Origin of the sequence: Arthrobacter agilis (assembly GCF_002953615.1) — a bacterium.
Taxonomy (GTDB): Bacteria; Actinomycetota; Actinomycetes; order Actinomycetales; family Micrococcaceae; genus Arthrobacter_D; species Arthrobacter_D agilis_B.
Genome location: NZ_CP024915.1, coordinates 2,496,105 through 2,515,710, shown reverse-complemented (window position 1 = coordinate 2,515,710; position 19,606 = coordinate 2,496,105). Strand labels below are relative to the sequence as shown.

26 protein-coding genes are annotated in these 19,606 nt (G+C 62.5%); 16 read left to right on the top strand and 10 right to left on the bottom strand.

What is annotated here, in order from left to right:
• Window positions 1-360, bottom strand: a 360-nt coding sequence (locus CVO76_RS12320) for a DUF1772 domain-containing protein (protein WP_208739458.1), incomplete at its 3' end; no start/stop codon positions are given.
• Window positions 357-1,163 carry an NmrA family NAD(P)-binding protein gene (locus CVO76_RS12315; RefSeq protein WP_208739457.1) on the bottom strand — a complete coding sequence of 269 codons (807 nt, stop codon included), beginning with the start codon at window positions 1,161-1,163 and terminating at the stop codon, window positions 357-359. The genes CVO76_RS12320 and CVO76_RS12315, both read right to left, overlap by 4 nt.
• Window positions 1,164-1,244: 81 nt before the next feature.
• On the opposite strand from CVO76_RS12315, the gene CVO76_RS12310 reads away from it, so the two are divergent.
• A complete protein-coding gene (locus tag CVO76_RS12310; protein ID WP_208739456.1) occupies window positions 1,245-2,177 on the top strand; it encodes an AraC family transcriptional regulator in 933 nt (310 codons plus the stop codon).
• Window positions 2,178-2,282: 105 nt separating this feature from the next.
• Here CVO76_RS12310 and CVO76_RS17625 read toward each other — a convergent pair whose 3' ends face one another.
• Window positions 2,283-2,408, bottom strand: a complete 126-nt coding sequence (locus CVO76_RS17625; RefSeq protein WP_432206160.1) for a hypothetical protein — start codon at window positions 2,406-2,408, stop codon at window positions 2,283-2,285.
• 75 nt (window positions 2,409-2,483) lie between these two features.
• The gene (locus tag CVO76_RS12300; RefSeq protein WP_208739455.1) at window positions 2,484-2,771 is read right to left on the bottom strand and encodes a DUF1905 domain-containing protein; all 288 of its coding nucleotides are present in this window, start codon (window positions 2,769-2,771) and stop codon (window positions 2,484-2,486) included.
• A gap of 308 nt (window positions 2,772-3,079) precedes the next feature.
• On the opposite strand from CVO76_RS12300, the gene CVO76_RS17370 reads away from it, so the two are divergent.
• From CVO76_RS17370 to CVO76_RS17620, 6 genes are all read left to right on the top strand, one after another.
• On the top strand, window positions 3,080-3,352 hold the full coding sequence (locus tag CVO76_RS17370) for a hypothetical protein (RefSeq protein ID WP_244185938.1): 273 nt from the start codon (window positions 3,080-3,082) through the stop codon (window positions 3,350-3,352).
• Window positions 3,345-3,647 (top strand): transcriptional regulator, encoded by a 303-nt coding sequence (locus tag CVO76_RS12290; protein WP_208739453.1) that lies wholly within the window; start codon window positions 3,345-3,347, stop codon window positions 3,645-3,647. Before CVO76_RS17370 ends, CVO76_RS12290 begins: the two co-directional genes overlap by 8 nt.
• A gap of 288 nt (window positions 3,648-3,935) precedes the next feature.
• Window positions 3,936-4,898 carry a ketopantoate reductase family protein gene (locus tag CVO76_RS12285; RefSeq protein ID WP_347876236.1) on the top strand — a complete coding sequence of 321 codons (963 nt, stop codon included), beginning with the start codon at window positions 3,936-3,938 and terminating at the stop codon, window positions 4,896-4,898.
• 114 nt (window positions 4,899-5,012) lie between these two features.
• The gene (locus tag CVO76_RS12280) at window positions 5,013-5,381 is read left to right on the top strand and encodes an SdpI family protein (RefSeq protein WP_208739452.1); all 369 of its coding nucleotides are present in this window, start codon (window positions 5,013-5,015) and stop codon (window positions 5,379-5,381) included.
• A gap of 11 nt (window positions 5,382-5,392) precedes the next feature.
• Window positions 5,393-5,941, top strand: a complete 549-nt coding sequence (locus CVO76_RS12275) for a hypothetical protein (protein WP_208739451.1) — start codon at window positions 5,393-5,395, stop codon at window positions 5,939-5,941.
• A gap of 145 nt (window positions 5,942-6,086) precedes the next feature.
• Window positions 6,087-6,467 carry a VOC family protein gene (locus CVO76_RS17620; RefSeq protein ID WP_208739450.1) on the top strand — a complete coding sequence of 127 codons (381 nt, stop codon included), beginning with the start codon at window positions 6,087-6,089 and terminating at the stop codon, window positions 6,465-6,467.
• 86 nt (window positions 6,468-6,553) lie between these two features.
• On the opposite strand, the gene CVO76_RS12265 is transcribed toward CVO76_RS17620, so the two are convergent.
• Complete coding sequence (locus tag CVO76_RS12265) at window positions 6,554-7,006, bottom strand: hypothetical protein (protein ID WP_208739449.1); 453 nt, start codon at window positions 7,004-7,006, stop codon at window positions 6,554-6,556.
• 142 nt (window positions 7,007-7,148) lie between these two features.
• The gene (locus CVO76_RS12260) at window positions 7,149-7,793 is read right to left on the bottom strand and encodes a dihydrofolate reductase family protein (RefSeq protein ID WP_208739448.1); all 645 of its coding nucleotides are present in this window, start codon (window positions 7,791-7,793) and stop codon (window positions 7,149-7,151) included.
• Between the two features lie 395 nt (window positions 7,794-8,188).
• Between CVO76_RS12260 and CVO76_RS12255 the strand changes: the two genes are divergently transcribed.
• The 3 genes from CVO76_RS12255 (at window position 8,189) to CVO76_RS12245 (ending at window position 9,976) form a co-directional block, all read left to right on the top strand.
• Window positions 8,189-8,455 carry a hypothetical protein gene (locus tag CVO76_RS12255; RefSeq protein ID WP_208739447.1) on the top strand — a complete coding sequence of 89 codons (267 nt, stop codon included), beginning with the start codon at window positions 8,189-8,191 and terminating at the stop codon, window positions 8,453-8,455.
• Window positions 8,456-8,653: 198 nt separating this feature from the next.
• A complete protein-coding gene (locus CVO76_RS12250) occupies window positions 8,654-8,992 on the top strand; it encodes a hypothetical protein (protein ID WP_208739446.1) in 339 nt (112 codons plus the stop codon).
• 501 nt (window positions 8,993-9,493) lie between these two features.
• The gene (locus CVO76_RS12245) at window positions 9,494-9,976 is read left to right on the top strand and encodes a hypothetical protein (protein ID WP_208739445.1); all 483 of its coding nucleotides are present in this window, start codon (window positions 9,494-9,496) and stop codon (window positions 9,974-9,976) included.
• A gap of 277 nt (window positions 9,977-10,253) precedes the next feature.
• Here CVO76_RS12245 and CVO76_RS12240 read toward each other — a convergent pair whose 3' ends face one another.
• Both CVO76_RS12240 and CVO76_RS12235 read right to left on the bottom strand, forming a co-directional pair.
• Window positions 10,254-11,096 carry a universal stress protein gene (locus tag CVO76_RS12240; protein WP_208739444.1) on the bottom strand — a complete coding sequence of 281 codons (843 nt, stop codon included), beginning with the start codon at window positions 11,094-11,096 and terminating at the stop codon, window positions 10,254-10,256.
• 272 nt (window positions 11,097-11,368) lie between these two features.
• On the bottom strand, window positions 11,369-11,683 hold the full coding sequence (locus tag CVO76_RS12235; RefSeq protein WP_208739443.1) for a cupin: 315 nt from the start codon (window positions 11,681-11,683) through the stop codon (window positions 11,369-11,371).
• Between the two features lie 216 nt (window positions 11,684-11,899).
• Between CVO76_RS12235 and CVO76_RS12230 the strand changes: the two genes are divergently transcribed.
• The 3 genes from CVO76_RS12230 (at window position 11,900) to CVO76_RS12220 (ending at window position 15,387) form a co-directional block, all read left to right on the top strand.
• Entirely contained in the window at window positions 11,900-13,084 is a 1,185-nt protein-coding gene (locus CVO76_RS12230; protein ID WP_432206159.1) for an IS30 family transposase, read from the top strand.
• 875 nt (window positions 13,085-13,959) lie between these two features.
• Window positions 13,960-14,241 carry a hypothetical protein gene (locus tag CVO76_RS12225; RefSeq protein WP_208739441.1) on the top strand — a complete coding sequence of 94 codons (282 nt, stop codon included), beginning with the start codon at window positions 13,960-13,962 and terminating at the stop codon, window positions 14,239-14,241.
• Window positions 14,242-14,688: 447 nt separating this feature from the next.
• Window positions 14,689-15,387, top strand: a complete 699-nt coding sequence (locus CVO76_RS12220; RefSeq protein ID WP_208739440.1) for a GNAT family N-acetyltransferase — start codon at window positions 14,689-14,691, stop codon at window positions 15,385-15,387.
• A gap of 398 nt (window positions 15,388-15,785) precedes the next feature.
• Here the strand turns inward: CVO76_RS12220 and CVO76_RS12215 are convergent, their stop codons facing one another.
• Both CVO76_RS12215 and CVO76_RS12210 read right to left on the bottom strand, forming a co-directional pair.
• Window positions 15,786-16,385 carry a MarR family winged helix-turn-helix transcriptional regulator gene (locus tag CVO76_RS12215; RefSeq protein WP_208739439.1) on the bottom strand — a complete coding sequence of 200 codons (600 nt, stop codon included), beginning with the start codon at window positions 16,383-16,385 and terminating at the stop codon, window positions 15,786-15,788.
• A 129-nt stretch (window positions 16,386-16,514) separates the two neighbouring features.
• Window positions 16,515-17,351, bottom strand: a complete 837-nt coding sequence (locus CVO76_RS12210) for an alpha/beta fold hydrolase (protein ID WP_208739438.1) — start codon at window positions 17,349-17,351, stop codon at window positions 16,515-16,517.
• Window positions 17,352-17,764: 413 nt separating this feature from the next.
• Here CVO76_RS12210 and CVO76_RS12205 point away from each other — a divergent pair, with 413 nt between their 5' ends.
• The 3 genes from CVO76_RS12205 to CVO76_RS12195 all read left to right on the top strand — a co-directional run.
• Window positions 17,765-18,019, top strand: coding sequence for a hypothetical protein (locus CVO76_RS12205; RefSeq protein ID WP_208739437.1), 255 nt, complete (start codon window positions 17,765-17,767; stop codon window positions 18,017-18,019).
• A gap of 212 nt (window positions 18,020-18,231) precedes the next feature.
• Window positions 18,232-18,888: a PAS and ANTAR domain-containing protein gene (locus tag CVO76_RS12200; RefSeq protein ID WP_208739436.1), complete on the top strand. Its 657-nt coding sequence runs from the start codon at window positions 18,232-18,234 to the stop codon at window positions 18,886-18,888.
• A gap of 185 nt (window positions 18,889-19,073) precedes the next feature.
• Window positions 19,074-19,606, top strand: a 533-nt coding sequence (locus tag CVO76_RS12195) for an SDR family NAD(P)-dependent oxidoreductase (protein ID WP_208739435.1), incomplete at its 3' end; no start/stop codon positions are given.

Genomic DNA, 19,606 nt, shown 5'->3' with positions numbered 1-19,606 from the left:
GGTTGTCCAGCGGCGGCGGTACTCGGCCCAGAAGTCTGCGCCTTCTCGTGCGAGTTGGCGGTTGAGGGGGACGTTGATGGTCATGGTCACGACGGTGCTTGCCAGGGATGTGCCGGCGATGACCATGTCGGTGACTGCGCCGCGCGGTACCGCGCTGATCGCTAGGCCGATGGCTGTTGCGGTGGCGGATCCGAAGAGCAGGATGAAGGTGCCGCGTTCGGCCTTGCGGTTGATGAGGAGCATCGCGGCAGTTGCATCGTGTTTGTTGAGCCGTCCGAGTGCGGGTATGACCATAGTCGAGAAGGCCGCATAGATGCCGCCGACCACCCCGGCTCCGACTACTGCGGTGACTTGAATCATGACCAGACTCCTGAGTCGGCGGTCCGCCGCGCGTAGGAAGCCAAGGATGTGGGAGGGCGGCCGAGCAGTTGTTCGACGCCATCTGCTAAAGATGCGTTGCGTCCATCAAGAATGTCGGTGAACAAGTAGGCCAGCGGTTCGGCTTCGGCGGTCGGTACGTCGTCGGCTGCAAGATCGTCAACGAAAGTCGCCACATCGACTGCCTCGAACGTGACCGGTCTACCGCAAGCGTTACCCAGGATTGCAGCTGCCTGGGCGAAGGTCAGCAGTTCCGGCCCTGATAGCTCGTACGTCGCATCTTCCGGGGGTGTTCTGGTCAGGGCAACGACTGCCGCGTCGGCTACGTCCTCCAAGTCCACGAAAGCTTCCGGAACATCAGGGGCGGGTAGGCGCAAGTGACCCCTGCGGACTGGGCCGGTGAGGAAATGTTCTGAGAAATTCTGCTGGAACCACGAACAGCGTAGGACCGTGGTCGGCACGCCGCCCTTGCGCAGTGCTTCCTCGCTCATCCGAGCGCCTTCTTCTCCGCGGCCCGAGAGCAGAACCAGCCGCTCGAGGCCTTCTTTCGCCGCTAGCTCGCCCAGCGCTTTCATCTTTTCCGGCACCCCGGGGAAGGCGAGGTCGGGCGTGAAGCAGACGTAGGCCGCGGAGGCGCCGCGTAAGGAGACTTCCCAGGTGGAGCGGTCATCCCAATCGAAGCCGGTGCGGCGTGATGCGGACCGTACCGGTAGTCCGGCGGTGACAAGTCGGTCGATGATGCGGGAGCCGGATCGTCCGGCCCCGCCGAGGATGAGAGTAGTCATACATCCAGTACAGCGGCAGGAGATTAGATGGTGAATGGGCGAAGCTCGCTATGACCTTCGTTATCGTCTAGCGTTGCCCGCGTGGATCCGCTGACGCATTTCCTTGATGGCCCTCGAGCAGCCAACGCCTTCGCTCTCGCCATGAGTATGAGTGCCCCCTGGGGCATTACCGTCCGCGATGGTGCCGCTCTCACCGTCCTGGTCGTTACCCGTGGGGAGGCCCGCGTGGACGGGACGCGCCTCAACGCCGGCGATGTAGCTCTGATACGCGGCCCTGAGCCCTATGCAGTGACCGACGCAGCCACGAGCACGCCCTCGATCGAGATCGGTACCGGACAGCACTGCACCACCCTCGATGGTCGAGACCTCCGCGAAGAATTCCGGCATGGCGTCCGTCGATGGGGCAATGCGGTGGACGGGGAAACCGCGATCCTTGTCGGCACGTATCAACGCCCTGACAACGCCGGCGGCCTCGTCACACGCGCCTTACCTCGTCTCGCTGTCGTCCCGCGCGGACGTGCCGACAACACCCTTATCCACTTGCTGAGGCGTGAGCTCGCCAACGAGGACCCAGCAGCCCAGATCGTCGTCGACCGCCTCCTCGACGTCCTCGTCGTCAACACCATCCGCAGCTGGATCGCTGACCCCGACCGCCCTGTCGAAGCCACCTGGCTCACCTGCAATGATCCGTTGATTGTCCGCGCCCTTGAGTGCCTGCACTCCGAGCCCGCGGCCCCCTGGACTGTGGACATTCTCGCCCGCCGAGTGAACACCTCACGCGCCTCACTCGCGGCCCGCTTCCGAACGAGCGTCGGAGAACCACCAATGGCCTACCTCACCCGATGGCGCCTCACACTCGCGGGCGACTTACTCCACACTCCTGACACCACGGTCGCCACAGTTGCCCACAGCGTCGGATACAACAACGCCTACGCATTCAGCACAGCCTTCAAACGCCAGAGCGGAACAACCCCCACCGAATACCGTCAACGCCGCCCCGCACTCACACCATGAACCCAGTAGGGCTGACCGCACCTTCACCTACCCACTCAAGAGCATCAAACTGGCGTGTCTCAGACGACCATCAACGGGCACGCCCTGAGGCCTCGATGGCTTTGGTCAGTCATCGGGGATCTGTAGCGCGCTCATCGCTTCGTCGAGGTACGAGCTGAAGGGTTTGGACTGATCTGAGGCAAGCCAAGCTGTTCGGGCAGCCTGCATGCAGGCGAAAGCCGCGCCGACAATCGCTGCGGACCGGGGATCTCCAGGTGACGGTTCAGACCCGGCGAGGCGGTGAGCAATGCGGCCGATGATGTGCTGTCAGGTGAAGCGTTCAGACAGGTGCACGGCAACGGTGTCGCCGAGCTCTTTGCCGAGCTTCTTCCGTAGCTTGGCGCTGATCGAGAGCATGTGCCCCCCGATACCAGTGGGCAAGAGACCTGCTGTGAGCGGTTCGCCATCGACGGTAGCGGCGACCTTGATCGTCTTTCCGGTTCCGAATAGTTCAACCGAGTCTGGCACCTCCACGCATGACCATAGGTCACCTTTCACAGTGACTCCGATCGGCGCGGAAAAGGAAACATCAAGTGGACCGACTCTCGTACTCACGGTAGCTCCCTCATCCTCGCTGGTGGCGCAGTCCAGCTGAGGATATCGGGACGACGCGGCGGGACCACTCAAGTGCCTTGCCACAATGGAAACAAACCCTCAGTCTTTCCGTCATGGAAACTAACCCGCAGCCACCCTCACGCGACGAAGCCATACACACGCTGAAAGGACTTTCAGCTGACCGCGACCGACTCGCGGCAGGCATCCGGATCCCCTGGCTGCTCCTTGCAGGTTTCGGAGCAGTCGCAGCGTGGTGGGTCAGCGCAGGCGCCACAACATCCCCCGGCGAAAACTACGAACCTCCGGCTATGGGTGGGCTCGTCCTGGCCATCGTGCTCGTCATCACCTACCTGATTCGGAAAAAGACCGGTATCCGATTCAAACGCATGGGACTGCAGGCCGGACTGGCCCTGGCAAGTATCGTCGTCGGCTGCCTGGCACTGTTCAGCATCTCTCTCGGCCTGGTGTCCTTCGGCCTGCACTGGGCCGTCACCCTCACCAGCATCACGGCGTTCACCCTCACCACATGGCTGGCGTCCGTGGCCTACCGCTCCGCAGCCCAGAATCTCCGCCGTGGATGAGGCGCGCTTCGACGACGTCATCCACGCGCCGCTGCGCTTGCGCATCTGCGGGCTTCTCCGCCCCGTCGACCGACTCGACTTCGCGGTTCTCCGGACCGCCCTGGAGGTCTCGGACGCCACACTGTCGAAGCACGTCAAGACGTTGGTCATGGCTGGGTACGTTGTTTCCGACAAGACGGCGTCCGAGGATCGAAGTGATGCACGCCGGGTGATGTGGCTGTCACTGACCCGACCAGGAAGAGCGGCTTTCGACGCACACATACGGGCACTCCGGGACATAGCCGGAGCCGTCTGACGCTCCATGCGTGGATCAGGCGTCAAGGGCTGCGTTCGCCGCATGTCGCCAGATGTGATCCGTTGAAGGACACTCGAAGCGGTCCGCAGTGCGCTCTACTGCCAGCCAGACAAGCTCCTGCTATAGGAAATGAATGACCTTATAGTATGCAACCCATTCCTTCAGGCCCGCGTCTTACCGAGCCGCCCACGACCCCTTCAAGGATCCCTCGCTGGTGCACAATGCTCTTCCGATGCTGATTCGTCTCGCGGTGTCCGGAAGGGCAGGATGGGAGAAGTTGCAGCGCACGTGCGCGTGCTATCGCGTGGCCGTGCTGGTCGTGATCGAGAGGATGTCATTGCGGTGCGGATACTCGTTGTATGCGCAGGAGCAACCGGTGGTGCTTTCGGGACCTTGTTGCAGGAAGCAGGACGGGACGTGACCTACCTGGTTCGCGAACGCAAAGCCGAAAGCCTGCGTCGGGACGGGCTACGGTTCGTGTCCCCGGACGCTGACCGAACATACCCGGTGCAGGTCCTCACAACGGTCGGTGCACGCGCGGCCACGCAGAAGCCTTTCGATCTGGTGCTCATCACGGTGAAGGCGACAGCCTTCTCCTCCGCGGTCACCGACCTCCACCCCTTCATAGGTGAGAGCACCCGCATCCTTCCAATCCTCAACGGCATGGCGCACATCGACCACCTCCAGGCGGCACATCCGGGACAGATCCTCGGCGGCCTGGCCCGCATCGTTGCGACCCTCGACGGGGACGTCGTCCACCAGAGAACGCCGATGAGTTCACTCATGGTGGGGTCCCTGACCGACATCCCGGTCCCGGAGGACATCCGGAACGCCCTCGACGCCCCTGGCATCGACTTGTCCGTCGCTGACGACGTGATGGGCGCCCTCTGGGACAAGTGGGCGTTCATCGCTGCTGCCAGCGTGATCAACTGCCTGTTCCGCGCCCCTGTCGGCCGTGTTCTCGACGCCGGCGGCGAGGATTCGATCCATGCGGCGATCCACGAGCTCGAGGCCGTCGCTGCGCGGGCAGGACATCCCGTGTCGGAGTCGGCCCACGGACAAGCGGTGGCCCTGCTGACTGAATGGGACTCGTCCTTCACCACATCGCTGTATCGCGACCTCACTGCAGGACTTCGCTCCGAGGTTGACCACATCCTCGGTGACTACGCCCTGCGCGCCCGGACCCTGCAGCAACCAACTCCCCTGCTCGACCTGGCACTGATCGCAATCAGGGCAAATCTTTCGAACTAGCCTCACGGCCACTGTTTGTGTCCGCTGAAGGATCGGTTTGCGGGACGGTTGGAGAAAGGGGCTGGATAGACTCGGAAGCATGACAAATGATGTTTCCGTCACTGCTGGTCGCTGATGTCTGAAGAGTACGTCGCTCTGACCATCCTGCTTCTTACCCTAATCTTCCTGCCCGCCGTCTGCCTGTTCGTCACCCGTCAGGCAGCTGAGGGTCTGATCGGCCGCAACGTAGCAGCCGGGATTCGTACCAGGCACACGCAGGCATCCGATGAAGCTTGGGCAGCCGGTCACAGGGCTGCTCTTCCAGCGTTGAGGAAGATGATGCCAGTCGCCGGCATCGGGATGATCGCGGCCCTGGCCGCACAGGTCCTTTTGGGTGGACAGGCAGGACCGCTGCTTGCGTTCGCGGCGCTCATCGCGCAGACGGTGGTCCTCTTCCGCTCGACCACACTAGCTAATGCCGCCGCACGCACGGCCACCGACTAGGACCCAGAGCAGTGAACCCTGAACGGTCCACATCACCTCCATCAGTTGTTGCCGGTCTGCTGATCGGTGTCGTACTAGCTGTTGCCGGCTGGTTCGCTATCGGGCCCGACCACGTCGTCTACGCGGTCGTCGTCCAGGGCGGGTTTTTCTTCATGGCGCTGCTGATCGGTCCGTCACTGGTCGACAGTGCGCGCTCCCGCTACCGGGTCCGATCGTTCGAGCCACGGACCTATGCGCTGCTGGGTGCTGAGGCCGTTCGGCGTGCCCTCGATCTCGTCGGCTGGAACCGGGTCATCAAGAACCTGCGTCAGGCGGAGAATGAAGAACCGGGCACTAGCGGCTTCCTTCGAGGGACTGAGCAGTCCGAAACCGGTCACTTCCTCGGTTTCACCGCCACAGGGCTCCTCGTCCTCATTGCCGTGGTGACGTCCCACCCCGTGGGCGCCCGACAGATCCTGCTCGTCGGAGTCCTCCTCCATATCTACCCGATCATGATCCAGCGCCTCGTTCGCTTCAGACTCACGCGCCGGCCCGCCCGCAGCAACCGAACTGAGCGCTAAGGGACCGCCTACCGGAACGTCGCCTCGTCGATTGTGGCGGTGATTGGTCGTCCTTAATCGACCCGCACGATGTCGTGACCGGCGTTCAGCTTCGAAGCTCAAAAGATGTAGCGCAGTCGACGGTTGCCACGCTCTACTAAGAGCTATGCACCGGATACTGCTGCGCGAGGTCGTCATCGACGCGCCGTCCGAGACATTCGCCGCAACTCGCGATTTTTGGGCCGCCGCTCTGCTCACCGACGCTCAGCCAGTCAAGCAATTCCCGGAGTTCACGGCTCTACCGCAACCAGCCGCCCTGTCCTGGGTCGGACTACAGGACATCGGACCTGCGAGAACTGCCAGGTATCACCTCGATATAGAAGCGGATGACGTTAATGCCGAGGTCGATCGCCTTGAACGACTCGGAGCCGTCCAGGTGGCTGTCGGCAGGACATGGGTGTCGATGCAAGACCCAGCTGGGCTCCTCTTCGACGTTGTCCCCGCAGAATCACCGTCGTTCGAGCAACACGCGCGATCCGTCCAATAAGAAGGACACCGTTGGACGCGGGCAGGATCGGGCCCCATCCGCTAGGCGATCGGGTGAGACAGTCGTGAGCTTCGTCGTGAGTATTCTCAGGCGTCGCCCTTTTTCCGTCCTTGATCGTCTTTCTTCTGTCCTCGATCGTCGGTGAAGTAGTACAGCACCCCGATAGCTACTCCCAGCACGACCCGGGGATATGGCACCTGTATCTTCCTCATAGCCTGTTCGGCGGCTTCGTCGAACCACCAACCAAACCGCATCGTTCCGTACATCAGGGCTCCAGCGACTGTGGCGAAGCCGGCCTTGGCTTTTGGGCTGATTTCGGTGATTGGTGGCGTCTCCTGTACGGAGGTGTTTTCGTGGAACTTAGCGCCGAGTTTTGGGACAACGATGACAGCGACCACCGTTGCTGTGGAGCCCCAGGTGATAGTTTGGCGCAGCCAGGCAGGGTACTTCCTACCCGGGATAAGAGCCAGTGCTCCGCCTGCTAGGGCCTGAGACCAGGGGCTTCTCGCGATGCCGGATGCAAGGTTTTTGTGGGACATGCTTGCACAGTAAGTGACCTGAAGCTCGTGGTCATCAGCCGCAGGGTGGATCCTGAAACATCGGTCGTCTTAGTCCGACGAGTCGTCGAGGGAGCGTCGCCAAACCCCTGAGAGTGAATAACTTCTAAGTAGACCCGTTGTCCTATCGGGTGAGCGTGACGTGGATCGTGCCGCTCTCGGCGACTTCGGTCCTTACCTGGTGTGTCTGTTCCAGGCCTCGAAGGTCGTCCCACAAGCGGGTGCCTCGGCCCAGGACAATCGGTGCGATGCCGACGTGCAGAACGTCGACGAGACCCGCGCGAAGGAAGTCGCGCGCAGTGCGCACCCCGCCCCCGACGCGGACGTCGGAGCCGTTGGCTGCGGTGGTTGCCTCAGCGAGTACCTCGTGGATCGTGCAGCTGCGGAAGTGGAACGTCGTTCCGCCGGCCATCTCGATCGAAGGGCGGGGGGCGGAATGGGTGAGTACGTAGACCGGGCAGCCAAACGGCGGCTTATCACCCCACCACCCTTTCCAGTCAGGGTCATTAGGATGCGCGTGCAGGCCGAACATGCCTGCACCCATGATCTCGGCGCCGACCCTGGTGAAGAACGCCGCGGCGTACGAGTCGTCGACGCCGGTCGTTCCTTCCCCACTGGTGTCTCCGAAAACGTTCTGGCGGACTGTGCGCGTGGCCGCATAGGCCGCGGTGAGCGGTCCCCAATCCTGGCCCATCGGCTCCTCCGGCGAAGGGTCGGCTGCGGTGTACCCATCAAGCGATGAGAAGAGGTCGAGGCGAACTCGGGTCATACTACGTCTCCTTGATATCCGTGCGGATCAGGCACCTGCGGCATCGGGGTGGTATGCCAGATGGGGTACCCCAGGTGGCGTTGCTCCAGGAAGCTCGTCATCGTCAGATCGTAGCGAGGTAGTCAACATCGCAGTCCGCCCGTAAGCCGGTTCTCTCATGGGCGAGTCACCTATTGATCAGAGAAATCGGCCGGCGCCACCTTCCGACCACCGTCGCCGTCTATCCGCGCGGCGGATCCGACGGCACTGCCGCTGTCTGGCTGTAGCACCCGCCAGCTCTTCACCTCAACCGGTGATCGAGCACGAAACCGACGGGCAGGGTACCGGCTGGCTTCCTAGGCTGAGAGGACAGAAGAGGACGATGGCGGGAACAAGCGACCGCCACTGGGGGCACCGTGAGTACCGCTGACGAGAACCAGCACAGTGCCACCTTCGACGCCCTGCAACGTGCAGGGTTCACTGTTGGTGAGCTGTGGCTGTACTACCTGAGCATGGGCGGCAGCATCGACGAGTTCGAGGTCAACGCCTACCTCCACGGACTCACGCACCTGCCGGCCATCGACCGCGACATGCTCTCGCAATCCGTCAACGAGATGCACGACGACATCTGCCGCAGCCCCCGCGCCCCCTACAGCGCGAACCCTGACCGGCCGACCTCCTGACCACGTGCACTCAGCACAAGCTCCTACCAGGGGCTCGTGCAGCAATGTCAAGGATGAAGCGCCGTCTGGGGTGAAGGACGCCGACCTTGCCCTGAGCGCGGGCACCCCTGAATCTGAGGTGCCGGGCGAAGGGGTGGGACACTTCTTGTCATGGGGGACACGAAGGGACGCAGTGGAACAGCCGGGCCTGAGGAGTATGTGCAGGCAATCGAGCGGGCGTTCATCCGCTGCCCGAGCCTGAGCGGTCTGCGCCTGCTCTCGGCCGAAGCCCGGCTCGGTTTCGCGACCGTCCGGTTCGAGGGCCCTGTCGATGATTTCCGGGGACCCTACGGTGCGATGGTTCGCCTACCGAAAGAGCAGCACGATGACCTGTGGAACCGGTACGTCGACGACCAGAGCGCCACGGTCGATGATTGGGCGCACGCCGGCATCGCCATGCGAGCAGTCCGGGCGCACACGCTCAGCCAGGACCAAGACCGCGGCTACACCCTCGACGGTGTCTGGTGGATCATCAACGACTGCCTCGATCTCCACTAAGAACCATCAAGCCGGGTGGGACCCGGCATCGATCATGAGCAGGTCGCTAAGCACCGATCAGTGGTAGGCCACGGACAACGCTTTGGGAAGCGAGGACGTCGCGGGGGATGAACTCCGCGATCGTCAGTCCGACAACGTCACTGTGGAGGGATAGGTCAGCGATGATCCGGTGCACCTCTGAGATGCGGAGCCCGCCGGGAACCTTGCCCAGACCGAGTACCGCAAGGCTCTCGTTTCACGGGCATCGACCATCAGCGATCAGGAAGTCGGCTACCTCGACGTCCCTGAGCACATCGACACGGTTTCAAGCACCCTCACCAGCAAGCACGCACATCAGCGTCTACATCAGCGCCGACACTGTGTATTCATCCCAGTCGTTGCGGCTGATGGCTTACTGGGAATCCGGTTGCGGTCCCGCAACATTGACGATCTCGTTCCGCGGGGTCCGTACGGTGGGAAGGAGATGCTGCATCCAATACCCCATGACGACGGAGGACAACCATGACCTTGAGCAGCGGCACACAGCTCCACAATGCGCGAGCGGCATGGCGGCACAGGACGGTCATAGTCGCCTCTTTCGGCGCTGGCCTGGTCCTGATAACGGGTTGCGCGACCGGCGGCGAGGACAATTGGAACTCCACAGCTGTCGGCGACGACAAGAGCGTGGGCGAACTCGATCTGCGCAGCGTCCTCCTGGTCACCGATGAGAAGAACGCCCCGGCCCGAATTCTGGGCACCTTCGAGAACAACGGGGACCAGGACATCGACGTGGTGATCAGTGACAACGACGAGGACGTTACCGTGACCGTCCCAGCACAAGGATCAGTGGGGCTCGACACTGAGGAGACTCTCCTGCAGACAGCCGGCGATACTCCCGGGGCCCGAACCAGCCTCACCGCGACGACCGACGCCGGGGACGTCGAACTGCTCGTCCCCGTCGTCGACGGGACCCTCGACCCATACAAGCCCTACCTCCCCGAGTAGACCCACCCATCAACAACTGACACAGAGGCTTGACCGTGCGTTCAAGGGGTATGCCGGTACTGGAGAAGACGTTCTCACACCTCCCTCACATCAGGTACCTACAGTGAAAGGCCCAGGAGCCGGCGAAGAAAATCACGACCTCAATGCCCGGGACCTACCAGATACTCCGGGCCCGGCAACAGTCCAACGGCTTGAGCTTAGGACGGCTCGTCACAGGTCCTGGTCTATGCCAGGCCGGTGAAGCAGGTGAGGAGGTATCCCTGCACCAGCGGGAGACTTACCGAACAACGATGACGTTGCCCTTGGTGTGATGCAGGACGGCGTGGACTGTCGATCCGAGTCGGGCGCCGAGAGTGTTGCGGCCTTTTGCCCCGAGCACGACGCAGGACGCGGTGCGGGCCCGCTCGATGATCGCTCCCGGTGTCGAGGTGGCCGTCGTAGCTTCCTCGGCGATAGTGAGTTTCGTGTCGGCCGACAGCAGGTTTAGAGACTGCTGGATGATGGGGTCGCGTTCGGCGTCGGCGGCGACGTCCGCCACGTGCCGGCGGTATGGAAGAACGTGAAGAAGGTGAAGTGACTGGTTCAAGGTCTTCGCCAACGCCGCGGCCTGAAGCACTGCGCGGTCACTTTCCGGTGATCCATCCACGGCAACCAGAACACTGTCCTGGGCGGGCTGGTCCTCGCGCACGACCACGATCGGGCAGGATGCACTAGCTGCCAGGTGCAGGCTGACGGACCCCACGAGCAATCCCGCGAAACCGCCCAGGCCGCGGGTACCCGTGACGAGCAACGATGCCTCCGCTGAGAGTTTGGTCAGTGCCTCGGACGGAATTCCGGTGAGGAGGCGTTGCGTGACCTCGAGGTCGGGCGCAGTCTGTGCGGCGAGCTCAACGCCTTCCGCAAGCGTCTTCTCGGCTTCGTGCTGCAGACCGCTGTCCTTGATGCCTTCTACCGGGCCGAGATTGTGGGTGAAGAGCGGCCATGCCGAGCAGTGGACAACGAGCAGAGGAACCCCGATCGCTGAGGCATGCCGGGCCGCCCACCGCACCGCCCGCTGGGATCCGTCGGAGCCGTCGTATCCGACGATGACCGGCTTGGATGTGCTGTTGCTGGTGTTCATGGTGATACTCCTCTGTCGGGTTGCTGCAGTGCCTTAAGTGAGCTTTCACGTGCCGCGTCCGATAACAGCCAGGTACCCCCAGTGTGCGCCCTGTCCCTTCGATGACCTAGGGCGCAGGTAGCGCGGCAAGTGGTTCGGCGAATAGCGCGGCAGGCGGCGAAGCGGAAGGAGCATGGCCCTCTGAACGCGCGAAAGACGCACTTAAAGCACGTAGCGAGACGGGGTAAGAATGGGCCTTCTGGTCATCAGCCATCAACGGGTGGTCCCTCAGATTAGGAGCGCTTGCCGGTGGGATCGCCTCCATGGCTGTCGCCGGCCTGGCTTGTGACTGTTGTCAGCAGAAACACGGAATCCTCTAGTGCCTCCACACCGTGGCGCACGTGAGTCAGAGCGATAATCTCTCCGGCGCCTACCTCGGACTGGTCCTGACCGGTGACGCGCACCCGTCCCTGGAGAAGATAAAGACTCGCAGCAGGGGGTGAGTTGTGCTCGGCCAGAACCTGGCCCGCCTTGAGCCCAAGAATGGTCTGACGAAGCGGCCCGTCGTGAATGAGGATCGCAGCTGACCGGCCCTTCTCGCTGGTCATAGCTTCCTGTAGAGCCTTAGCCGCAGCCGTCTCAACATTGGGCACAATGCCTCCTACACGTCGTTGTGTCCTTCCGATGCCCCTGACAAGCGCAACATTACGGGCACGCCCATCAAGACACAGCCGCTCCGCCACCTGCCCGCCCAGGCGTCTCAACAACCTAAGGCGGTCTCGACCGGTCAAAGCACCACCACCCGGGCAGGATATGTGGCGGAGGTGCGTGTGGAGTTCACGATGGAGCAGCAGCGGGCGATTTGGGAGGGGTGGCGGGACGGTGAGTCCTTTCGTCAGGTCGGTGACCGGGTTGGGCAGCCCGCGCACGTGGTCCAGTACTTCCTCCGTGGCTACGGTGGCATCAAGCCGAGTGTTCCTCGACAGAACCACCGGCACCTGACGCATCAGGAGCGTGAGGAAATCTCTCGCGGTGTTGCAGCAGGGTTATCGCTGCGCCGTATCTCCGCGGGTTTGGGGAGGTCTCACTCGAGTATTTCGCGGGAGCTCGCGCGAAACGGCGGACGAGCCGGCTATCGAGCAACGGCCGCTGAGAAGGCAGCTCATTGCCGAATGAGGCGACCGAAACCGACCCGGCTCAAGCAACAACCGGCGCTGCTGCCGGTCGTGAAGGCGAAGCTCATCCTGGGGTGGTCGCCGGAGCAGATCGCAGCCGGGTTGAAGCGGGTTTATCCCGAGGACCCGGCCAGGCGCCTGTCCCACGAGGGCATCTACCGGTCGATCTACTACGTCTACCTCCGTGAGCTCGACCGGGGCATGTCCCAGTATCTGCGCTCCGGGAGCACCATCCGCCGGCCACGGAAGGCCAAGCAATCATTGGGTCGCGGCCGGTTGAAGAACATGGTCCCTATCACCGCTCGACCCGCAGCCATCGAAGACCGCGTCGAGGTCGGCCACTGGGAAGGCGACCTCGTGATGGGAAAGAGGCCCTCCGCAGTGGCGACACTAGTCGAGCGCACCACCCGGGCCGTCAAAATCGTCGATCTCCCCGACGGATATAAGGCAGAGGCCGTACGAATCGCCCTGACCCAGGCGTTCAAGGACATCCCCGAACCGCTACGCCGGTCGCTGACCTGGGACCGCGGTCGGGAGATGGCAGAGCATCAACAGCTCTCTACGGACCTGAGCATGAACATCTACTTCTGCGCCCCGGGAAGCCCCTGGCAGCGCGAGACGAACGAGAACACGAACAGGATGCTTCGCCAGTACCTCACGAAGGGCTCCGACCTACGACGATTCACCGTGCAAGACCTGGACGCCATCGCGAACCTCATTAACGACCGTCCCCGGCAAGTCTTGGAATGGGCCAGTTCCAACGACCTGTACCAAACCCACCTCACCACCTCGAACCAGCCCGCGATACTCTCAAAATCACAGGTGGTGCGTTGACCGGTTGAGACCACCAAAGCTTTGCGAGACATTCGATCGAGCCGAGCGTCGCGCAACCACTCCCCCGTAACCACAGGCCTGACCTTGTCTCGAAAACTTGTCTCGCTGTGTTTCGTCTTAGAAGTGCTGGCATTAGGGCTTTGTGAGCAGATTGGGGAGCGGCAGAACCAGCAGCTCGTCAAGAGGTCGCAGATGAGTGGTGCAGAGTCCGTCGGAGCCGTTCGGTGCGTGTCGAAGGTTCGTGCGCCTCCTGACCACGTATGCATGGCACAAACTCCCTACGCTTCGCTGCTTGTCCCGTGCACACATGGACAGCAGGAACCAGTGGCCCATCTATACACACCCACCACCTTGCAGACACGGAATAGCCCACCTCGAGCGAGCGGTGGGCGTGCACAGCCTCCTCGCAGCGTGGTCGCCTACAGCATGAACTGGTCCGGGTTAGGGCTGATTGTGGCACTGGAGACGGTTGAGGTGAGGTCAGCTGCAGCCCACGATGTTGTTCATCCACCTGTGGGCGGGTGGAGCCCGAAGGGTGGAGCTCGAAGCCGTCCACCTGTGGGTGAGCCGTTACGTGCTGGTCCTAGGGAGAAGCCGTCCTGTGAGCGGGGCAAGTGCCGTCCTTTGCCATCATGACCACTGGAGCCCCAAGAGGTGTCGCTGTATTCCGGGCGGTATCGGACCATGAGCCCAAGACTTCTCCTGGGTGCACAACAACTTCGGGCGGGGTGGCGATCGGCGTTTCGGCTCGAACGGTAATGGTGCCCATGGGGGCACTAGGACGACCGGCTGCAAGCGGTTTTTCCTGGTGGCGGGCTAATGACCAGTCTGATGACCTTGATGGAGGGGTAGCAGCCTCAGGAAAGGAAGGATCGGTGAGCGTCGAATTGGGTGCCCAGCAGCGGGACGTGGTGGAACTGGTGCACAGTTATGGCTTTCAGCCGTGGGAGGTGTGGGTCGAGTACATCGCGGTCGCTGGCAACGCGTCCGAGAAAGCTGTCGCTGACTACATCTTCGGTAGGGGCGATCTGCCCCAGCTCGAGCGGGACCTTCTCGACGAGGGGCTGCAGAGTCTCGTGGAGAAGGAATGGGATGACCAGCTGCGGGGGTTCTTTCAGCACGTCACCTGTACGGACACCGGGCTCGAAGACAAGTAGGCACACATCGCCGGCGCGACCGCAGATCCAGGTGCTGCCCTCCTGATGCCCCGCGCGCGTGGCACGCGACGGGGCTGTTGGGTAGCTTTCCGTGTGGGTTGTTCGTCACTGGTGGTTCGCCCAGATGAGAGACCTACTTGAAAGGTGCGTCTTCGTTTGTCTAGCAGTGGGCAGGAGGACGCGCAGGGGCGGCAGGGACGCTGTGCTTGGTTCGTGCCCTGCCGCCCCGCCTCACCGCCTCACCGCCTCACCGCCTCACCGCCTCACCGCTTCACCGCTTCACGGCCCATGACCCTCCGCCCGTCCCGTGATCGGTGCTGTTCGCGAGGTCTGGTCATCGGATGTTCAGCTTCTGCTGGTGGTGTTTCCGTGGATTAGGTCTAGTGTTCGAAGCACACATAGGTCTAGACACAGGCCACGGATGTGCATAGCACCCCGGAGACGGCCATGACCGACCTTCTGAACGACCCCGCACCACAGACCAACCCGCAACCAGCCCAAGTATCAGCCCGAGTGCCAAGCCGAGAACCGCAGCTCACAGTTCTCGCGGCGCCCGACATGCTTGCAACGCCTGCGCGGCTTGCTCGTGCGAGCAGGTCCTGTGCGGTCGACACGGATCAGCTGACAGCGTGGGTGGCCTCCGAACAGGACCACGACGACGATGACCTGATCGTCGAGGAGTTAACTCCAGCTGAGCTGGCATCGCTGTCGATGCGGCGGCTGAGGATCCTGGCGAATCAGGCGTACAGGGTGATCGACACCGATTACCCGCCCTACCGTGCGCTGGACCGGTATCAGATGCTCGTCGACGAACTCGACCTGCGGGCTGAGGCGGCAGAAACCTCAGGTGTCGCAAAGACGTCCCGCGAGAAGTTCCGGGATAACCCCCTGTACTGCCGGTTCGAGCTGTTCACCGACGGGAATCTTGCGGCGTACATGAAGTACACGATGACCGGCGGGAATCTGACCCTCGTCATGGGCACCGAACTGCCGGGCTTCCGGGACCAGGGCGCCGATCAGACCCTGATGCGCAACATCGTTCTCGATGCCCACAAGCGGCGCCTGAACCTCGTCCCGCGGTGTGCGATGGCGTACGCGTTCCTCGCCGACCACCCCCAGTACCAGCAGTACACCGGCCACCACTGACGTGACGAGACGCAGGGTAGGACCTTACTGATGTGCGGCCGCTTCTCACCGTAGTACGCAGCGAACAGGTTCCGTATTCTCAGACGACAGTGCCGCACGCTCAGGTGTGCGGCACTGTCGTAACTACTGCCTGAGCAGAGGACCACGTTCAACCGGTCGATGATGCCTGGGCTTTGCTGCGCCGGACCAGATAGGTTCCACCGGCTGTCACGGCGAGGACGAGTCCGCTGCCGAGGCCGAGGACTGCAGTGTTCGTCCCGGTTCCCGGGCGGCACCTTAGGCACGGCTCCGCCTTCGGGTATGGTTCCCCTCCAGGTGGCGACGATGCGTCACCCTCCCACCAGCTTCACCGAGTCTTCGGGATAACAGGGATGCCAGCGGCGGTGGTGACGAAGAGTTCACACCTCTGAAGAATTCAGCGTGTTCCGGTCCGTGTTCCTGGCAGTGTTTCGGTCACGGTTCCTGTCAGGGTGTTCCGGTACAGGGGTTATGCGCTGGAGGAGTTCCACGAGGTCTTTCCTCAGCGCTGTGATCGGCAGAGTGCGTCCCGGTTCAACAGCGGTTGGGTCAGCATCTTTGCCTTCAGGGGTGTTGCCCTGCACCGCGGTCAGCGCCTGCGCCCCGTCCGGGGTGAGCGAGATGCTGATGTCTCGTTGCCCGATGGTTCGAAGCGACTTTCTGATGTATCCGATGCTTTCAAGATTGTTCAGGGTCCTGCGCAGACTTTGCGAGGTGATGCGAATGTGCCGGGCGAGCCGGGCCTGATTCGTTGTTCCGATCTCGGCAAGAGCCTGAAGCGCAGTCAGACCTGAGGGAGAGAGTTTTGCCGCGTGGAGGTCTTTGGCGACCTCCCGCTCCCACAGACGAGCCGCCGTTGATAGGAGCCTGCTGGTCGACCACTGATCCGGCGACATGACCCCGTCCGTCCCACCGGGATGATTATCGGGATAGCTGTCGGGATGGGCATTGTCACCGCCGTCGTTCCTGCCGGAATCCATACTTCGTCCTCCGCTTCCTTCGAAAACTCGTTACGCGTCGATGCTGGTGATGGCCGGCCCCTGAGAGCCTTGGGCCGGCCACCACCATGAGCTGAGTGCGTGCTCGATGCGGTCCGAGGGGTGGTGCCTCTACTTGGCGAGGAAGGTGATCAGGGCCTGGTTCCACTCGTCGGGGTGGCTGACGTTACACCCGTGCGGGCCATCCTTGATGACGTGGAGGTCGCTGCCGGCGAGGGTTGCGTGGGTGCGCTGCCCGGAGCCCTCGAAGGGGACGGTCGCGTCGGCGTCGCCGTGCAGGACCAGGGCCGGGACCGTGACTTTGAGCAAATCGTCGCGGAAGTCCGTGGTCCCGAAGGCTTCCATGCACGCTAGGGCTGCCTTCTTATCAGCTTGCCGGCAGAGGTCGAGGGCTTCCTGACGCTGTCCTTCGGTGACCTTCAGTTCCCCGTTGGCGGAGAAGAAGTCGGTGGTGAACCCGTCGTAGAACGACTCCTCATCCTTCGTCAGATCCTTGGTCATTCCGGCGGCTGCGTCCTTGGTGAGGGGGCCGTCGGGGTTGTCCTCGCCCTGCATCATGAACGGCGGGACCGCGGAGGCGAACACGACGCTGCGGATGCGCTCCGGGCTGTACTTGGAGAAGTAGCGTGCGACCTCTCCCCCGCCCATGGAGAACCCGACCAGGGTCACGTCCCGCAGATCGAGTTCCTCGAGCAGGGCCTGGAGATCCTCGGTCAGCGTGTCGTACGTGTACCCGGTCATCGGTTTGTCGCTGCGGCCGAAACCGCGCCGGTCATAAGTGATCACCCGGTACCCGGCAGCCTGCAGTGCGGGAACCTGGTTCTTGAACGCCTCCCCGGACAGGGGCCACCCGTGGATCAGGACCACGGGGCGACCGGTTCCACCGGTGTCATCGACGTGGAGGTTGGTGTTCTTGAACAAACCGTGATGCGCGACGATCTCCGTCATAGGGATCTCTCCTTCTGATGCTTGTGCGGTCGGTGACGCGCCGTAGGCGCGTCTTTCACCCTAGATATTCGTCAGCATGCTGTCTTTCGGATGGGTCCCGGTTGCGGCGCAGTGCCTTCCGTGGTGGGCAGGCCCTCCCGCCAGATCCTGCCCTGAAAGAAGGAAATAGGCAGTGGAGGTCGCGTCACTCCCTGGTCAAGACCAAGGACCCGGTGCTGACTGCTTGACCCCTGCCCAATCGACCCACAGAACTTGTCAGTAGGCTTAGTATCTGGTCAAGAAGCGGCTGGGTAGTAAGCACGGCCTGTGCGGTGTACTGCTTCTCGGTCAGAGGCAATATGTCGCGCACGGCCGGGCGAGCACTTCAAAGGTCTACTGTGGGACATGAAGCGACCTCGTGAGGAGGGACAGCGATGGGCAAGCCGATGACAGCCGCCGAGCAGCACATCGCCCTTTCCGCCGCCATACACTTCCTTGGAATTGGTTTGCCCGAGCTGTGGCTTGAGTGCTTCGCGATGGGCGGCAGCCTCGAGCTCTTCGACCTCGAGGCATACATCTACGACATAGCCACCCTGCCACCCATGGATCGAGCCGTACTCGAGCAAGTCCTCTGGGAACTGGACCCCGTGATCTTCGACCTCGCCTTCAACGCCCCGGAACCCTCCTGACCCTCGCCTGCCTCCCAGAAGAAACCCTCGTTGGGGGAACTCGTTAGAGGTAGCTGGAGGCGCACTGTCATCGGTTGCTGGATGAGTTGCTAAAGACCCGGGCAGTAGCATTGCAGCGGCCGTTGAGGTCGTGTCGGACCGGGTTGCTATCCTTCAGGGCGAACAGAGTTATGCAGCTAGCTCTGCGACGACCCGTAGAGAGCCATCTCCTCGTGCAGTCATCCGATAAGGCTTCGCAGACCGACCCTGGCTTTGCCGTACCCTCTCACCTGTTCAAGAACTGTCCGACCGGGACCTTCCAGTACTACTTCGCGACGGACACCTTCCACTGGTCCGACGAGATGTTCACCATGCACGGGTATCAGCCTGGCGAAATCGAACCGACCTTCGAGCTCGGCCAGTCCCACGTCCACCCGGCGATGCGAGAGAGCAGCGCAGCGTTCTGGGCCGAAGTGACAGAACACACCAGTCCCCTGTCGATGTACCTGACACTTCAGGACAGGAACGGCAAGGACTACCAGACGCTGGTGGTCGGCGGACCGCTCTTCGACGGTGACGAGCACATCGGGGTATGGGGCCTGCTGATCGATCTCACCCGCTCGATCCACACTGATTCCCACCGGCTCGCCAACGAAGCCGTCGCTGCTGCCACCCTGAAGCGCAGCACGATCGACCAAGCCAAAGGGGTCCTTGCCGGCATGACCGGCATCAGCACGAACGAAGCCTTCAACGTCATCTCCCAGCACAGCCAGGACACGAACCGCAAGGTCAACCTCATCGCACAAGACATCGTCGACTCCCACGGCCGCCAAATCCCCCGACAGATCGACGGCAAGGAACAAGCACGCCAATTCCTGCGCTCCCTCTAACCAGATCGACCACTGCCCGTGCCCGCCCTTCCCTTTACTGTTTGATACCTGTCGAATATCCCAGGTGAACGGTGGTGAACTCACCCCTCCGCCAGATTCACTGGTTGATGACCATGATGGTGGGTCACTCACGTCAGCTAGGACCGGACCCTAGCCAGTGCCGCTCACTGAGATAGCGTTGCTGGATGGAGGGTTCAGCGGTCATCACGGGTGCTTCGAGCGATATCGGCCGGGCCATCGCCGTGTCCCTCGCAGCTCGTAACCTCAAGGTTCACCTGTGGGGACGCGATGCTGGCCGCATCGCGGCAACAGCCGATGCGTGCCGGAAAGCCGGTGCCAGCTCGATAACGGAAACCCTGCTCGATGTACGCGACAGCCAGGCGGTCCGTGAAGCAGCCCGCACGATCGTTGATGGACCCGAATCGTTGAAAGCGGTGGTGTGGGCGGCCGGCACCTTCCAATGGGGACGATTCGACACCGTTGACGAGGCAGCAATGAATGACGTCCTGGCAAGCACGTTCACAGCTGCCGCAGTCGCTGCCCGCGCTTTCCTACCCGCGTTGATCCGCGGAACCCCGAGCACCCTGATATTCGTCGGATCCGGTGCCGGCCGGCAGGCCTATCCCGACAACGCAACATACGTGGCAGCCAAGCACGGCCTACGGGGGCTAGCTCAGGCACTTCATTTGGACGTGTGCGACGAAGGTGTCACCGTCTC

What these genes read in the sequence shown, in the direction of transcription:
- CVO76_RS12215 (WP_208739439.1), bottom strand. Translation starts at nt 16,385, where the DNA reads ATGGATTCCGGCAGGAACGACGGCGGTGACAATGCCCATCCCGACAGC.
- CVO76_RS17370 (WP_244185938.1), top strand. Translation starts at nt 3,080, where the DNA reads ATGGGTGGGCTCGTCCTGGCCATCGTGCTCGTCATCACCTACCTGATT.
- CVO76_RS12315 (WP_208739457.1), bottom strand. Translation starts at nt 1,163, where the DNA reads ATGACTACTCTCATCCTCGGCGGGGCCGGACGATCCGGCTCCCGCATC.
- CVO76_RS12280 (WP_208739452.1), top strand. Translation starts at nt 5,013, where the DNA reads ATGTCTGAAGAGTACGTCGCTCTGACCATCCTGCTTCTTACCCTAATC.
- CVO76_RS12235 (WP_208739443.1), bottom strand. Translation starts at nt 11,683, where the DNA reads ATGACCAGCGAGAAGGGCCGGTCAGCTGCGATCCTCATTCACGACGGG.
- CVO76_RS12205 (WP_208739437.1), top strand. Translation starts at nt 17,765, where the DNA reads ATGGGCAAGCCGATGACAGCCGCCGAGCAGCACATCGCCCTTTCCGCC.
- CVO76_RS12260 (WP_208739448.1), bottom strand. Translation starts at nt 7,793, where the DNA reads ATGACCCGAGTTCGCCTCGACCTCTTCTCATCGCTTGATGGGTACACC.
- CVO76_RS12265 (WP_208739449.1), bottom strand. Translation starts at nt 7,006, where the DNA reads ATGTCCCACAAAAACCTTGCATCCGGCATCGCGAGAAGCCCCTGGTCT.
- CVO76_RS12245 (WP_208739445.1), top strand. Translation starts at nt 9,494, where the DNA reads ATGACCTTGAGCAGCGGCACACAGCTCCACAATGCGCGAGCGGCATGG.
- CVO76_RS17620 (WP_208739450.1), top strand. Translation starts at nt 6,087, where the DNA reads ATGCACCGGATACTGCTGCGCGAGGTCGTCATCGACGCGCCGTCCGAG.
- CVO76_RS12210 (WP_208739438.1), bottom strand. Translation starts at nt 17,351, where the DNA reads ATGACGGAGATCGTCGCGCATCACGGTTTGTTCAAGAACACCAACCTC.
- CVO76_RS12240 (WP_208739444.1), bottom strand. Translation starts at nt 11,096, where the DNA reads ATGAACACCAGCAACAGCACATCCAAGCCGGTCATCGTCGGATACGAC.
- CVO76_RS12220 (WP_208739440.1), top strand. Translation starts at nt 14,689, where the DNA reads ATGACCGACCTTCTGAACGACCCCGCACCACAGACCAACCCGCAACCA.